12 protein-coding genes are annotated in these 11,949 nt (G+C 68.3%); 6 read left to right on the top strand and 6 right to left on the bottom strand.

All coding sequences use genetic code 11. From position 1 onward, the window contains the following. A partial coding sequence (locus tag ACLL81_RS03505; RefSeq protein WP_411286959.1) for a phosphomethylpyrimidine synthase ThiC occupies positions 1 to 477 on the top strand: 477 nt, incomplete at its 5' end. A gap of 217 nt (positions 478 to 694) precedes the next feature. Here ACLL81_RS03505 and ACLL81_RS03510 read toward each other — a convergent pair. Further along, positions 695 to 1,030 carry a zf-TFIIB domain-containing protein gene (locus ACLL81_RS03510; RefSeq protein WP_411286960.1) on the bottom strand — a complete coding sequence of 112 codons (336 nt, stop codon included), beginning with the start codon at positions 1,028 to 1,030 and terminating at the stop codon, positions 695 to 697. Positions 1,031 to 1,294: 264 nt separating this feature from the next. Between ACLL81_RS03510 and ACLL81_RS03515 the strand changes: the two genes are divergently transcribed. Then, positions 1,295 to 1,957: a Fe2+-dependent dioxygenase gene (locus ACLL81_RS03515; protein WP_411286961.1), complete on the top strand. Its 663-nt coding sequence runs from the start codon at positions 1,295 to 1,297 to the stop codon at positions 1,955 to 1,957. Between the two features lie 105 nt (positions 1,958 to 2,062). Here the strand turns inward: ACLL81_RS03515 and ACLL81_RS03520 are convergent, their stop codons facing one another. Further along, a complete protein-coding gene (locus tag ACLL81_RS03520) occupies positions 2,063 to 2,275 on the bottom strand; it encodes a hypothetical protein (RefSeq protein WP_411286962.1) in 213 nt (70 codons plus the stop codon). Between the two features lie 141 nt (positions 2,276 to 2,416). Between ACLL81_RS03520 and ACLL81_RS03525 the strand changes: the two genes are divergently transcribed. Then, a complete protein-coding gene (locus ACLL81_RS03525) occupies positions 2,417 to 3,286 on the top strand; it encodes a hypothetical protein (RefSeq protein WP_411286963.1) in 870 nt (289 codons plus the stop codon). Positions 3,287 to 3,303: 17 nt separating this feature from the next. Here the strand turns inward: ACLL81_RS03525 and ACLL81_RS03530 are convergent, their stop codons facing one another. Further along, a complete protein-coding gene (locus ACLL81_RS03530; protein WP_411286964.1) occupies positions 3,304 to 3,738 on the bottom strand; it encodes a hypothetical protein in 435 nt (144 codons plus the stop codon). 337 nt (positions 3,739 to 4,075) lie between these two features. Here ACLL81_RS03530 and katG point away from each other — a divergent pair, with 337 nt between their 5' ends. Continuing rightward, on the top strand, positions 4,076 to 6,289 hold the full coding sequence (gene katG, locus ACLL81_RS03535; RefSeq protein WP_411286965.1) for a catalase/peroxidase HPI: 2,214 nt from the start codon (positions 4,076 to 4,078) through the stop codon (positions 6,287 to 6,289). A gap of 96 nt (positions 6,290 to 6,385) precedes the next feature. Here the strand turns inward: katG and ACLL81_RS03540 are convergent, their stop codons facing one another. After that, complete coding sequence (locus ACLL81_RS03540) at positions 6,386 to 7,312, bottom strand: hypothetical protein (protein WP_411286966.1); 927 nt, start codon at positions 7,310 to 7,312, stop codon at positions 6,386 to 6,388. 363 nt (positions 7,313 to 7,675) lie between these two features. On the opposite strand from ACLL81_RS03540, the gene ACLL81_RS03545 reads away from it, so the two are divergent. After that, the gene (locus ACLL81_RS03545) at positions 7,676 to 9,463 is read left to right on the top strand and encodes a long-chain-acyl-CoA synthetase (RefSeq protein WP_411286967.1); all 1,788 of its coding nucleotides are present in this window, start codon (positions 7,676 to 7,678) and stop codon (positions 9,461 to 9,463) included. A 38-nt stretch (positions 9,464 to 9,501) separates the two neighbouring features. On the opposite strand, the gene ACLL81_RS03550 is transcribed toward ACLL81_RS03545, so the two are convergent. Together ACLL81_RS03550 and ACLL81_RS03555 are read right to left on the bottom strand one after the other, a co-directional pair. Further along, positions 9,502 to 10,161 carry an SOUL family heme-binding protein gene (locus ACLL81_RS03550; RefSeq protein ID WP_411286968.1) on the bottom strand — a complete coding sequence of 220 codons (660 nt, stop codon included), beginning with the start codon at positions 10,159 to 10,161 and terminating at the stop codon, positions 9,502 to 9,504. A 73-nt stretch (positions 10,162 to 10,234) separates the two neighbouring features. Continuing rightward, positions 10,235 to 10,450 carry a hypothetical protein gene (locus tag ACLL81_RS03555; RefSeq protein WP_411286969.1) on the bottom strand — a complete coding sequence of 72 codons (216 nt, stop codon included), beginning with the start codon at positions 10,448 to 10,450 and terminating at the stop codon, positions 10,235 to 10,237. Positions 10,451 to 10,496: 46 nt separating this feature from the next. Between ACLL81_RS03555 and uvrC the strand changes: the two genes are divergently transcribed. Continuing rightward, positions 10,497 to 11,949: excinuclease ABC subunit UvrC (uvrC, locus tag ACLL81_RS03560; protein ID WP_411286970.1), on the top strand; the 1,453-nt coding region annotated here is incomplete at its 3' end.

Consider the following 11,949-nt stretch of genomic DNA (forward strand, 5'->3'; position numbering starts at 1 on the left):
GACCACATCACCAGCGCCATCGGCGCGGCCATGATCGGCTGGTTCGGCACGGCCATGCTCTGCTACGTCACGCCCAAGGAGCACCTCGGCCTGCCCGACCGTCAGGACGTCAAGGACGGCGTCATCACCTACAAGATCGCCGCCCACGCCGCCGACCTGGCCAAGGGCCACCCCACCGCCCGGGCCTGGGACGACGCGCTCTCGCGCTCACGCTTCGAATTCCGTTGGGAGGATCAGTTCAACCTCGGCCTCGATCCCGAAACCGCGCGGCAGTTCCACGACGAGAGCCTGCCCAAGGAGGCCTTCAAGACCGCCCACTTCTGCTCCATGTGCGGGCCGAAGTTCTGCTCCATGAAGATCAGCCAGGACATCCGCGAGGCCGCCCGCGCCCAGAACGACGTGGCCCAGGCGGGCATGGAGGAGATGGCCAAGAAGTTCCGCGACACCGGCGGCGAGATCGCCGTGCCGGTGAAGTGACGCGCCCACAAACTGTCATCCCGGTTTCGCGGCACGCGAAGACCGGGACCAAGGAACACGGGAGGCGGAAATAAGGTAAGCGGCTGGCGCGGCTTCCGGGAGCCTGGAGCGTGACAGTCGAAAGTGGATACCGGTTTCGGCGCCTGTCACGCTCTAAACTTTTGAAGACAGACCCTTTTTATCCGGTTCAAGTGATTCCACTTGAACCGGAAAGGGTCTAGTCGAAGATATCGAAGATCGACCCGCGCTTCTTGCGATAGCCGCCTTGGCCGTACTCGCCGCGCTCGCCGTGCTCGCCGTGCTCTCCGCGTTCTCCGTATCCGCCCTGCTCTCCGCGCTCGCCGTAGCCGCTCCCGAGCGGCTGCTGCGGCCGACCCTGGTTGCCCTGGACAGGCGGGGGCGCGGCGTCGTGGCTGGCGCCTTCCATGAGCTTCTCCAGCTCGCCTCGGTCAAGCCAGACGCCCCGACAGGTGGGGCACATGTCGAACTGCACGCCGGAGCGGTCCACCGTCTGCATGGAGGTGTTGTCGTTGGGGCATAGGAGGATGGGCATCGAAGCTTCCTGTCTTGCGGAGGCCAGACGCCGTCGCGGCTTCGGGCCTCACTTGGGAACGTGATGCGTCCGACATCGCTGCGACCAACTCGGATTGATCACAGCCAGAGGGGCCCGGCCCGCGATCCAAGAAATGGGAGGGCGCCAGCCGGAGGGCAAGTAGGTCCAGCGCATCTGCGCCTTGTCGCCGGTGGCGACAGCGTGAAGACTGGCCCTCGCACGGCATGACCCATCGTCAAGTGAGCGCCTGCGAGGAGACGAAACGTGATCGTGCTCACCGACGTGCTGAGCCGTGAGGAGGTCCTCGCCATCCGCGATGGGCTGGCGGCGGCCCCTTTCCACGACGGGCTGGCGACGGCGGGCGCGGCCGCCGGGCGGGTCAAGGACAACCAGCAGGCACGAGGCGACGACCCGGCGGTGATCGCGCTGGCCCGCCGGGTGCGGCTTGCGCTTGAGGCCCATCCGATCATGCGATCCTTTGCGCGGCCGGTGCGCTGGTCGCGCCTGATGTTCTCCCGGTACGGCCCGGAGCAGCAGTACGGGCTGCATGCCGACAATGCGGCGATGTATGCGCAGGGCGGCTGGCCGCTGCGGACGGATTTCAGCTTCACGCTGTTCCTCTCCGATCCCGATACCTACGAGGGTGGCGCGCTCAGCGTCCGGGACCTCTCCGGGGATCGGGAGTTCCGGCCGGATGCCGGCTCGGCGGTGCTCTACCCGACCGGTCACCTCCACCGGGTGACACCGGTCGTGCGCGGGGTCCGGCTGGCGTGCGTGGGCTGGATGCAGAGCCTGGTCCGCGGCGCGGACCAGCGCGAGATACTCTACGACCTGGACCAGATCCGGAACGGCATGCCTGCGCAAGACTCCGCCCTCCTGCTGGACAAGACGATCGGCAATCTCCTGCGGATGTGGGGCGAGGACTGAGCCGGGCGGCTCCTCCCCTGCAAGCGCAGCGCCGCGGGGCCGGTGGCGCGGCGCGCCAGCGCCGTGACGGAGGGGGCGGGCGGCCCAGCTCAGCCGTCGCCGGCCCTAGTCCCGCGCGGCCTGCGCCCGCGCCCGTTCGGCGGGCCAAACCCGCACGCACACCGCCAAGGTGACCGAGCCCAGTACGGCGGCCGCGGCGCCGGTCCCCTGCAAGAGGCTCATCCCCGCCGCGGCGTAGTGACCGGCCGCGGCGCCGCAGGCGGCCACCAGCAGCGCCGAGCCCCACTCCGCCGCGTCCTTGCCGCCGATCCTCGCCATGCGCCCCACGCCCGCACCTGTCCGTGAACCCCCAGTGTCGCCAAGCCCCCGCCCGCCTGCGATGCGACACGGCGGCGCATCTGCGTGCGCTCAGTCCTAAAACCATCTAGGCTGTTTTGGCCCAATGACGGATCTGGACACTTGACGGTCCCCACCCGCATCCCCGAGCCAGAGGTTGGCCACCAGCAGCTCGCCCGGCTCTCGGCGGCGTTCCTGCTCAACCAGGCGACCGCCGGCATGGGCGGCCTGGGAACCCGCGACGCGGTGCTGGTGATGGCCATCAACCAGGCCAACATCGCCCCGCTCACCCGCCAGCCCGAGGCCCGCAGCCGCTACGGGACCCTGGACGCCCCGGCGCCGGACGACGAGCGCCGGCCGGTCAGCATCAACGCCATCGCCGCGTCGCTGTGCCTGCCGTTCGAGACCGTGCGCCGCAACGTCCGCCGGCTGGAGGCCCTGGGCGTCTGCGTCCAGGCCGGCGGCGGGGTGATCGTGCCGGAGACCTTCCTGGCCTCGCCAGCCTACCTGGCCTCGGTGATGACCGGTCATGATCACCTGCGCGCTTTCCACGCCCGCGCCGCCGCCGAGGGGCTGATCGGCCCCCTGCCGGCCTCAAGTTATGCCGTGGGCGACGAGGTCCCGGTGCGCGCCGCCGCCCGGCTGGTGGCCGACTACATCCTGCGCGCGGTGGAAAGCCTGATGCCTTCCGCCGGCGACGCGGTTTCGGTGCTGGTGTTCCTGGCCCTCATGGAGGCCGCGCCTAGGCCGCTCACCACCGCCGCCCTCGCCCAGCGCCTGCGCGTGCCCGTCCAGACCGTGCGCCGCCACGCCGCCGACCTGGCGGCCGCCGGTCACATCGGCCGCGAGGCCCGCGGCTTCGTCCTCGCCCCCGAGCACCTCGCCCGGCCCACCGCCGCCAGCTTCGCCCGCGCCAACGCCATCGACGCCCAGCGCCTGTTCGCCGGCCTCGCCGAACGCGGCGTCGTCGAAGCCTGGGCCGCCTTCGCCTAGTGTGGCGATTCAGAAATTCATCTGCTCAACGACCCCCAGGCCCGCCAGGTCCCCACGGCATAGGCCACGCCGTAGGCCAGCACGATCAGCGAGCTCCAGACCGCAAACCTGTTCATGCCCTGTCCGCCCAACCCCTGCGCCACGGCCGGGATCAGGAACAGTCCGCGCAAAAGGTAGACCGCGCTGATCGTCACCAGCGCCGTGCGCATCAACGGCAGCCGCGGGATCAGGCCGGCGCCGGCAAAGGCGTAGGCCGACCAGATCGCCAGCACCGTGGCGATGCCCAGGGTGACGATCGCCGGCATCGGCGACCCCCGCGCCGCGGCCTTGGCCATGGCCTCCCCAGCTCCGAAGAACCGGTACCAGTCCGGCCCGCCCACGATCACCGTCAGGTGCAGCAACGACGCCAGCGCGCTCAACACGCCCCCCGCCACCAGCCATGGATTGCTCATGCCGAAGCTCCTTCCGCGTTTGGTGGCGCAGGGTTACCACGTGGTGGTGGAGGGGGCGCTGACCCCACGTGCTGAACGTCGGCTCGCCGTCGTCCGCGAGCCGTCTAGGCTCGTCACGCCGCCGCCCACCGATAGGCCCGCCCTATGCCACTCCCAAAATCTATCGATTATCCCCCGCCTGAGCTCTATGCCACAACGCTTCCAGCCGGCGGATCGCCAGCCGCCCCCCGCCCCGGAACCGCCCCGCGGTCCCGTCCAAGCGGGTTGAACTTGCAAAGTCGTCACGGTCTAGATTTGCGGACCTGATCCATCACCTCGGCCAAGATCGGAAACAGACATGGACGGAAACGAAATCGTCGAACCCACCACCAAGTGCCCGTTGAAGCACGGCGTACGGTTCCACACGAGTTTCGGGGGTCGGTCGAACCGTGATTGGTGGCCCAACCAGTTGAACCTGAAAATCCTTCACCAGCATTCGGCCATGTCCAGCCCGATGCCGCAGGCGTTCAGCTATGCCAAGGAAGTTGACACCCTGGACGTCGAGGCCTTGAAAAAGGATCTCGCTGCGCTGATGACCGATTCGCAAGCCTGGTGGCCGGCCGACTATGGCCACTACGGGCCGTTCTTCGTGCGGATGGCTTGGCACAGCGCGGGGACCTACCGCACCGGTGACGGTCGCGGGGGCGCGGGTTCGGGGACGCAGCGCTTCGCCCCGCTCAACAGCTGGCCGGACAACGGCAACCTGGACAAGGCGCGCCGGCTGATCTGGCCGATCAAGCAGAAGTACGGCAACAGGATTTCCTGGGGCGACCTGATGATCCTGGCCGCTGACGTCGGCATGGAGACGATGGGCTTCAAGACGTTTGGCTTCGGCTTCGGCCGGTGCGATGTCTGGGAACCCGAGGAAGACGTTCACTGGGGGGCCGAGGACACCTGGCTGGGTGACGCCCGCTACCAGGGCGAGCGCCAGCTCGACAAGCCGCTGGCCGCCGTCCAGATGGGCCTGATCTACGTCAACCCCGAGGGGCCGAACGGAAGTCCCGATCCGCAGGCCTCGGCGCACGATATCCGCGAGACCTTCGCGCGCATGGCCATGAACGACGAGGAAACGGTCGCCCTGATCGCCGGCGGCCACACCTTCGGCAAGGCGCACGGTGCGGGCGATGCGGCCCAGGTCGGGGTGGAACCCGAGGCGGCTGGCATCGTCGAGCAGGGCCTGGGCTGGCGTAACAGCTTCGAGAGCGGCAAGGGCGTGCACACGATCACCAGTGGCCTGGAGGGCGCCTGGACGCCGAACCCGATCAAGTGGGACAACGGCTACTTCGACACCCTGTTCGGCCACGACTGGGAGCTCACCAAGAGCCCGGCCGGCGCCCGCCAGTGGACGCCCAAGGACCACGCCGCGCGCGATCTCGTGCCGGACGCGCACGACCCGTCACGCCGGCATGCGCCGATGATGGCGACGACGGATATCGCCCTCAAGGTGGACCCGATCTATGCGCCGATCGCAAAGCGCTTTCACGAGAACCCGGAGCAGTTCGCCGACGCCTTCGCCCGCGCCTGGTTCAAGCTGACCCACCGCGACATGGGCCCGCTCGCCCGTTACCTCGGCCCGCTGGTTCCGCGGGAGGAGCTGATCTGGCAGGACCCTGTTCCGGCGCTCGATCACCCGCTGATCGACGCGCGGGACGTGGCCGACCTCAAGGCCCGGATCCTGGCTTCGGGTCTGGGCGTGTCGCAGCTGGTGTCGACCGCCTGGGCCTCGGCCTCGACCTTCCGCGGCTCGGACAAGCGCGGCGGGGCCAACGGCGCCCGGATCCGGCTCGCGCCGCAAAAGGACTGGGCGGTCAATCAGCCGGCCCAGCTCGCGGGCGTGCTGGCGACCCTCGAAGGCGTCCGCCAGGCGTTCAACGCGGCGCAGGTGGGCGGCAAGCAGGTGTCGCTGGCCGACCTGATCGTGCTGGGCGGTTGCGCCGCCGTCGAACAGGCCGCCAAGGCGGCAGGGGACCACGTGGAGGTTCCCTTCACGCCGGGCCGCACCGACGCCTCGCAAGAGCAGACCGACATCGAGTCCTTCTCGGTGCTCGAACCGACAGCCGACGGGTTCCGCAACTACCTCAAGACGGAATACCCCCTGACAGCCGAGGAGCTGCTGGTCGACCGGTCGCAATTGCTGACCCTGAGCGCGCCCGAAATGACGGTGCTCGTTGGCGGCCTGCGGGTGCTGAACGCCAACACCGGCCAGTCTGCGGATGGCGTCTTCACCAAGCGCCCGGAGACCCTCACCAACGACTTCTTCCTCAATCTCCTCGACATGAGCACGACATGGAAGGCGACCTCGGAGGAGGAGGCCAGGTTCGAGGGTCGTGACCGGACCACCGACGAACTGAAGTGGACCGGCTCCCGTGTCGACCTGATCTTCGGGTCAAACTCCCAGCTCCGCGCGCTGTCGGAAGTCTATGCCCAGTCCGACGGGCAGGGCGCCTTCGTGCAAGCCTTCGTGGCGGCGTGGACGAAGGTCATGAACCTGGACCGGTTCGACCTCGGCTGATCGCCCTGATGCGGCCTACGGCCGGATGAACCACACGGAAAAGGGCGGCTCCCTCGCGGGAGCCGCCCTGGTCTTTGCTATGGCCGTCGTGCGCGGTTAGGCGCCCGGGGTTACCGTGGGCTCGATGGGCGTCACCGGTGTCGGGGCCGGCTCGGCCGCCACCGGCGGGGTCGACGGGATCTCCACCGGCGCGGGGTTCACCGTGGCCGGCGAGGTCGCGCTGGTGTTGGCCGACGAGGACGCCGTGCCCGAATAGGCCTGCGGGGCCGAGGGCAGCTCCGCCGTGCCGCTGGCGTTGATGCCCACGGTCTGCGCGCTGTTCGCCGCGGCCGGACGGGTCCGGGTGACACTGGCCGTGCGCGTGGTCGTGGCCCGGCTTGGCGCCGGCGCCGTGGCGCGCACGGTGGTGGTGGTCGTCGTGGTGGTCTGCGCCGGAACCGTGGCGGCCGGCGCCGCCAGGGCCGGATCGATCGGCGCCATGGCCGTCGTGGTCGTGCTGTCGGCCACGCCCGGGGTCAGTTCGGCGACGTTGTCGCGGGGCTGGGTTGCATACCAGCCGCCGGCCACAAGCGCGCCCAGGGCCAGCACACCGGCGCCGATGGCCGCGACGGGCAGGCCGCCCTGCCGCTTGGCGCTGGTCGCCGCCGTGCGGCCGATCGGGGCCACCAACGGGGCGTTGTCATCCCTAACGCTGGTGGTGGGGCCCAGAAGCGGATCGATCCGCGTGGTGGGGGCCGGCGTGTCGCTGTAAAGCGGCGCCACATAGGCCGGCGCCTGGGCGAAGCTGCGTCCGGTGAGTTCGGCGTCCATCGGATCGGCCGTGGCGCCCAGGCCCGCGGCGCTGGTGGTCACGATCGGGTCGACCGCGACGGCCTTCTTGGCGCCGAAACCGCGCTTCTTCTTGCCGCGCTCCCACGAGGGGACCGGCGCGAACATGGTCGGCTCGCTTTCCGCGACGGGGTTGAGGTCGCTCTCGCCGGCCTTGGCGGTGTTGTCGGAAGACCCGGGGTAATTCATGGACATCTGAAGTCCCTCCAGAATGAATTGTTGGGAGGTTAACGGCACTAAACGAACACGGTTCCATAATAAATTCCAGTCAGCCCAGCAAAGCCAACTGTGCTCACATCGTCGGATGACCGACATTGGCGAAGTAAATATATCAAATACTGAAAAAACTTAGGTAATATGAAGAAAAAAGCGCTCGTACTCTTGCGCCAGATGGCGGAATTCTGGCGAAAGTTGCCGGCATTTGGCCACAATCTGCGACCGTCCAACGCCGCAGCCCTCGCCTGGGTTGCCCGTGTGACCAATCGCGCCGGTCGGGCGCCTTGACCGCGCCCGCGCCGCCCCGCCAAGGTTCGCACCGGTGGTCGGAGGCAGTCAGGCATGCGCCTTAAGGCAAGGCTCGAGCGCGAGTGGCGTTTCCTGCGGGGGCTCAACCGCACTCTCAAGCGGGTCAAGTCGATCGCCCCGGATTCCCCCAACCTGATCTGTGACGACCTCCAGGCCGCCGTCGAGAAGTGGCGCCTGCGCCCGGCGATGACCTTCGAGGGTCGCACCGTCACCTATGGCGAACTGGACGGCATCGCCAACCGCTACGCCCACTGGGCCAAGGGGCTGAACATCCGCCGCGGCCAGACCGTCGCGCTCTTCATGCCCAACCGGCTGGAGTACTTCTGCGTCTGGTACGGCCTCTCCAAGGTCGGCGTGGTCACCGCCCTGATCAACAACCAGCTCTCCGGCCTGCCCCTGGCCCACTGCCTGAATATCTCCGGCGCCAGCCACGTGATCGTCGACACCGAGACCTCGGCCATCTTCGAGGCCGCCAAGCCTCTGCTCGAAAAAACCCTGCAGCAGTGGGTGCTGGGCCCCGCTCATGGCGACCAGCGCGACCTCGTCCAGTCGCTGAAGAGCTGCAGCCAGCTCCCCCCCGACCGCGTCGTCCGCGACGACCTGCGTGCCCGCGACACGGCGCTGCTGATCTTCACCTCCGGCACCACCGGCATGCCCAAGGCCGCGCGGATCACCCATGTGCGGGCGCAGCTCTACATGCGCGGTTTCGCCGGCTCCACCGGAGCGGTGGCCAGTGACCGCATCTATGTGGCCCTGCCGCTGTACCACGCCACCGGCGGCCTCTGCGCCATCGGGGCTGCGCTGCTGAACGGCGGCTCGGTGGTGCTGAAGCGCAAGTTCTCCGCCAGCCATTTCTGGAGCGACGTAGTGGCCGAGGGCTGCACCATGTTCGTCTATATCGGCGAGCTCTGCCGCTACCTGGTCAACCACGCGCCGGACCCCGACGAGACTCGCCACAAGATCCGCCTGGCCTTCGGCAACGGCCTGCGCCCGGACGTCTGGCCGATCCTGAAGCAGCGCTTCAAGATCCCCGACATCCTGGAGTTCTACGGCTCCACCGAGGGCAACGTCAGCCTGTTCAACTTTGACGGCCGTGAGGGCGCCATCGGCCGCGCGCCCAAATGGTTGCGCAAGCGGTTCAACGTGCGCCTGGTGCAGTTCGACGTGGAGGCCGAGAAACCGGTCCGGGGGCTGAACGGCTTTTGCCTGGAGTGCGGACCCGGCCAGTTCGGCGAATGCATCGGCAAGATCGGCGGCGACGCCCGCGCGGAGTTCGCCGGCTATGTGGACAAGGCGGCGTCGGAAAAGAAGGTGCTGCGCGACGTCTTCGAGAAGGGCGACGCCTGGTTCGCCACCGGCGACCTGATGCGCATGGACGCCGACGGCTACCTCTATTTCGTCGACAGGATCGGCGACACCTTCCGCTGGAAGGGTGAGAACGTCTCCACCAACGAGGTGGCCGAGCGGCTGCAGGCAGCCCCCGGGGTCGACCAGGTCACGGTCTACGGGGTCGCGGTGGACGGCGCCGATGGCCGCGCCGGCATGGCCGCCCTGGTGGTGGACAGCCAATTCGACATCAAGGCGCTGGGCGAGCACGTGGCCCGCGAACTGCCCACCTACGCCCAGCCGCTGTTCGTGCGCCTGATGCCGGCCATGGACACCACCGGCACCTTCAAGGTGCGCAAGATGGACCTGGTGGCGGACGGCTACGACCCTGCCCGCATCCGCGGCCCGCTCTTCTTCCACGACCCCAAGCGCGGCTACGTCAAGGTGACCAAGTCGGTGTTCGACCGCATCGCCGCCGGCGCGGTGAAGGTCTGAGGCGACGACGCCCGTGGAGACCCACAGGCCGCATCAAATCAGGGCGCCGCTTCGACCGGGACCATCACCTCGTTGCGCCGCATGAACCATGGCGTCCAGGGCGGATTGTACTGGGCAAGCGTCACCTGCCCGCCGACGCGCAGATGATGGGCCTTGACCGCAGCCAGCAGCTCCGTGGTTTTCGCATCCACATCACGCTCGCCAGCCAATCCTGAAAACTGGAGAACGGCGAAGCGCGTCGCCGGCAGACGCCGCAATTGCACCTTCGGGTCATTCGGTTCGGGCAGCGCCTCCATCCTGTAGGCGCTCGGCATCGTGAAACGGACGATCCAGGTTCCGGCGTTCTGGATCTGCGTGACCGGAGCCGTCATGGCGATCTTCTCGCTGACCGGCTCCTGCGCCACCGGCGCGGTCATGGCGATGCTTTGCCGGCTTTTGTTGCCGCCGAATATGTAGCCGGCGAGCAATCGAAAGCCGCTTCTCGCCGCTTCCTTCTGCTCGCCCGTGACCGCGACCTCGGCGACGATGAGACCAGGATAGTCCCGGACTTCAAAGGCGCCGTCGCTGAGGACGGTCTTGAAGACGGGTTCTTCAACGGCCATCGCGGGGCTCCCAAAAAGAGTGATCGCCAGCCCAATGCCCAACGAAAATCGTTTCAAGATCATCGAAATCCGAACAGGGCCGAGGGCGGTATCCACATCCCGTGACTTAGGGATTGATCGCGCCCTCGGCAATCGCAGGGGCGGAATTGGCACGCTGGGCGACGCCAGATCACAAGGCCAGGAGTGTCGCTCGATCCCGCGACCGCCGCGGATGATCGACCTGCTTCGCCGCGGCCTGATCACCGCAGCCGCCCTGGCCCCCATCGCCGGCTATTTCGTGGGACAGCAGCTGGCGCCCGCGGCCATCGTCGGCCACGCCCTGCGAGGGACCATCAGCCTCCACCTGGCCCAGACACACCCGGATCATCTGCGAAAACTGCTTCACGTCGACGCCCCTGTGAGCGCGCGCGAAGCGGCCTATATTGGGGCCCATGCTGGAAACCCAGGCGCCGCTGAAGGGCGCCGCGCTCATCAAGGACGAGGTCAGGCGCCTACCTGACCGCCCCGGCGTCTACCGCATGGTCGGCGAGGACGCGGAGGTGCTCTACGTCGGCAAGGCGCGGTCCTTGAAGAAGCGCGTCCTGCAGTACGCCCAGGGGCGCTTCCACACCCAGCGGATCGCCCTGATGGTCGACCTGACGCGCTCCATGGAGTTCGTCACCACCCGCACCGAAACCGACGCCCTGCTGCTTGAGATCAACCTGATCAAACAGCTCAAGCCGCGCTTCAACGTCCTCCTGCGCGACGACAAGAGCTTCCCGGAGATCGTCATCCGCCGTGAGCACGCCGCGCCCCAGCTTCGCAAGCACCGCGGCGCCCACACCATCCAGGGGGACTACTTCGGACCCTTCGCCAGCGCCTGGGCGGTGAATCGTACGCTGAACACCCTGCAGAAGGCCTTCCTGCTCCGGTCCTGTTCCGACAGCGTCTACGAGAGCCGCACCCGGCCCTGCCTGCTGCACCAGATCCGCCGCTGCTCGGCGCCCTGCACGGGCCTGATCAGCCTGGAGGACTACAACGGCTTGGTGGACCAGGCCGGCGCCTTCCTGCGTGGCAAGAGCCGGGCGGTGATGGCGCGCATGTCGGCCGACATGCAGGCGGCCTCCGACGACATGGAGTTCGAGCGCGCCGCGCGCCTGCGCGACCGCATCCGCGCGCTCGCCGCCATCGCCCAGGAGCAGCAGATCAATCCCGAGACGGTGGACGAGGCCGACGTCATCGCCCTCTTCGCCGAGGGCGGCCAGGCCTGCGTCCAGGTGTTCTTCTTCCGCGCCGGCCAGAACTGGGGCAACCGCGCCTACTTCCCCAGGGTCGATAGGTCCGATGACGACGCCGAGGTGATGGCGGCCTTCCTGGGCCAGTTCTACGACGACAAGCCGATCCCCCGGGTGATCCTGCTCAATGTCGCGCCGGCGGAGACCGAACTGCTGGCCGAGGCCTTCGCGCTGAAGGGGGGCCGCAAGGTGGAGATCAGCCGGCCGCAGCGGGGCGAGAAGCGCCAGCTGGTCGAGCACGCCTTCACCAATGCCCGCGAGGCCCTGGGCCGCAAGATGGCCGAAAGCTCCGCCCAGTCGAAGCTACTGGCCGGGGTCTGCGAAGCCTTCGGCCTCGACGGCCAGCCGGAGCGGATCGAGGTCTATGACAACAGCCACATCATGGGGACCAACGCCGTGGGCGGCATGGTCGTCGCCGGCCCCGATGGCTTCCAGAAGAGCCAGTACCGCAAGTTCAACATCAAGGGCGCCGAGCTCACCCCCGGCGACGACTACGGCATGATGCGCGAGGTGCTGAGCCGCCGGTTCTCCCGCCTGGTCAAGGAGGAGGAGGCCGGCGAGCCCGCGCCGCGCCCCGACCTGGTGCTGATCGACGGCGGCGCCGGACAAC

The organism is Phenylobacterium sp. (assembly GCF_046590535.1).
GTDB lineage: Bacteria > Pseudomonadota > Alphaproteobacteria > Caulobacterales > Caulobacteraceae > Phenylobacterium.

Coding starts and splice junctions, on each gene's coding strand:
- ACLL81_RS03520 (WP_411286962.1), bottom strand. CDS start 2,275: ATGGCGAGGATCGGCGGCAAGGACGCGGCGGAGTGGGGCTCGGCGCTG.
- katG (WP_411286965.1), top strand. CDS start 4,076: ATGGACGGAAACGAAATCGTCGAACCCACCACCAAGTGCCCGTTGAAG.
- ACLL81_RS03540 (WP_411286966.1), bottom strand. CDS start 7,312: ATGTCCATGAATTACCCCGGGTCTTCCGACAACACCGCCAAGGCCGGC.
- ACLL81_RS03545 (WP_411286967.1), top strand. CDS start 7,676: ATGCGCCTTAAGGCAAGGCTCGAGCGCGAGTGGCGTTTCCTGCGGGGG.
- ACLL81_RS03530 (WP_411286964.1), bottom strand. CDS start 3,738: ATGAGCAATCCATGGCTGGTGGCGGGGGGCGTGTTGAGCGCGCTGGCG.
- ACLL81_RS03510 (WP_411286960.1), bottom strand. CDS start 1,030: ATGCCCATCCTCCTATGCCCCAACGACAACACCTCCATGCAGACGGTG.